Raw genomic sequence first — 2,091 nt, 5'->3', positions numbered from 1 at the left:
CAGAAACAACTGGTTGCAGCTTAGCTTTACTGAGCTTCGTAGCCTATCAAGTAACGAAAAGACAATATTCGGAGACCCAGACCATATTGCAGAATATATCAATAACACTTACTGCAAGTGAACCAGTAAATAACAGCCAATGCAATCTCTCTCAAACTCCTATTTTTTTATCTCCGATATCAGAGAAATCTCAGCAATTCTTCAAAAAATGTTGATATGTTTCTTTTACTTTCTACGCCATCGACGCTCTCCGCTTTTCCAGGAATTCGGTATACTCCGTATTTTGCCAGCCATGAGGAAGCGCGTTCTCCGCTTCCATTTTGCGAATAGCCTCTTCACTCATTCCCTCACATACAATTGGATAATACTCGGATTGAGCAGCGTCCAGAATCTTAATGTTCTGTTTCCAATCAATATAAGCATTCCATGCATTCTTTCCTCTTCTGCTTACAGCCAGTCCATTAACACCCGGCAAGGTAATGCTGAAATAGTCATCTGTCCAGCTCTGAGATATTCTTGACAGCAGATAATTCCGGTGACGGATATCGGGTTCATTGTGAAGAGTGACGGAATGGTGAAGGAAAGGAGAGGTAGTGATGGCGGGAAGACGAGCACTGACAGTCGGATGGAATTGTCATGATGCTGATGATGGAAGAAAAGGGCTGACAAAGGAAGAGGTCTTTCAAGATACCGATGGTGAAAGACAGGAACCGGCACCTGATGGCTTGCTGGCGGATATTGTGGACTCAATAAACAGACAACAGGCTGAAGTCGGGAAGATGGCTTCAGCCTGTTTTGTGGTGAGAAAGGTGTCTGATTTGAATGGTGACTGGACACAGAACCAAATTTAAAATCTGATTCTGTCTATTATTGTTGTCGAAAAACTCCAGAATCGCATTCGCTAGATAAAAGTGAGAAGTTTTCTTACAAAGATGCCTAATCGCGCAAATCGCTATTTTTGAAGCCAATTGCAAAGTTTCAAAGGTACCCGATATTACTTGATATTCACTTCCGTCCAGAAATTGCAAATTGTCAGGAATGTAAGATTGTCCTACACTCTAACAAAATGCCTTATTAATTATCACAAATATAGATATCTAAATTATCCAATCTATAAGCAAATGCATTTGGAAATATCATATAAACTCCAACGCTACTTATTGAAGCGTAACGAATAATCCAACAGCATAGTAACTACTAACTTCTCCGTACAGTGTTCCCTCCTCATAACATTCACCTCCATACCAAGTAGACCCATAACCTGTTCTGTTTGAACTGTTTTGACCACCTATCTCATAAGCCTTGGTAAATGGAATTACATCAAATCCTGCATTTCGAAGCTTACTAAAACTGATCAGATTGTCTATTTTGGCAAATATACTCTCAATTTCTGTTTGAAGAGGGATTAACCTCTTAGGACAAGAGTAATAAACCCTAACCCCGAGTTCAGTCTTTATCTCAGTCATAGTCGGACCACTATGCTCAATCTCTACACTAGGAGCCTTAGCTACTACGATAAGATATACCTTTGCATACTCATATCTTATCCAGTTGTATATTGATTCTTCAGACGTTCTGTTAATATGAAGTCCAGTAAAATGTAATAATAAGAACTGTTTATCAGAAGAACCAAAATCATCTAATATTTGCACAGTTCTCGAAGTCTTATCAATCGTAACCCTATATGAATTTTCCAAATTACAATGTCCAAGAAATTGATAATAATTCTTTCTCAATTCTTGACGTAATTCATCTTTGAAATACTCAGAATGTGTTTTCTGGATTTTTATTAGATTTCCTATCTCTTTTTTTAAATAACGTATCCTCTCATCTGTTTCACATAACTTCTTGGCTATCCCCAAGTATTTCTCTGGGCAATCATCTAAAGATAGCTCATCATTATCCATATCGTCATAGTCTAACGAATATAGATAATCATTAATTGTTCTTAAGAAATGTATATTATTCATTATAATTATCACCCAATCTAGTCTTAAAACTTTTAAAGCTGATGCAGATCAATGAATTTCTTCCGATATTGGAAATCCTTCCCAAGTTTTGCTGTTTTTTATTCTAAATACGAAAAAATAT

At 37.2% G+C, this 2,091-nt stretch carries 3 protein-coding genes; 1 reads left to right on the top strand and 2 read right to left on the bottom strand.

The genetic code is table 11. The features are described from left to right. Nucleotides 1-232: 232 nt before the first annotated feature. Complete coding sequence (locus tag QYT14_RS18805; protein ID WP_289782731.1) at nt 233-475, bottom strand: hypothetical protein; 243 nt, start codon at nt 473-475, stop codon at nt 233-235. Between the two features lie 121 nt (nt 476-596). On the opposite strand from QYT14_RS18805, the gene QYT14_RS18800 reads away from it, so the two are divergent. After that, complete coding sequence (locus tag QYT14_RS18800; protein ID WP_289424069.1) at nt 597-851, top strand: hypothetical protein; 255 nt, start codon at nt 597-599, stop codon at nt 849-851. A gap of 306 nt (nt 852-1,157) precedes the next feature. Here QYT14_RS18800 and QYT14_RS18795 read toward each other — a convergent pair whose 3' ends face one another. Next, entirely contained in the window at nt 1,158-1,907 is a 750-nt protein-coding gene (locus tag QYT14_RS18795; protein ID WP_289424070.1) for a hypothetical protein, read from the bottom strand. Nucleotides 1,908-2,091 lie beyond the last annotated feature (184 nt).

Origin of the sequence: uncultured Phocaeicola sp., from assembly GCF_948499155.1 — a bacterium.
In the GTDB taxonomy this organism is placed as follows: domain Bacteria; phylum Bacteroidota; class Bacteroidia; order Bacteroidales; family Bacteroidaceae; genus Phocaeicola; species Phocaeicola faecalis.
The sequence above is the reverse complement of the archived record's forward strand: the minus strand, read 5'-3'. Positions and strand labels throughout refer to the sequence as shown.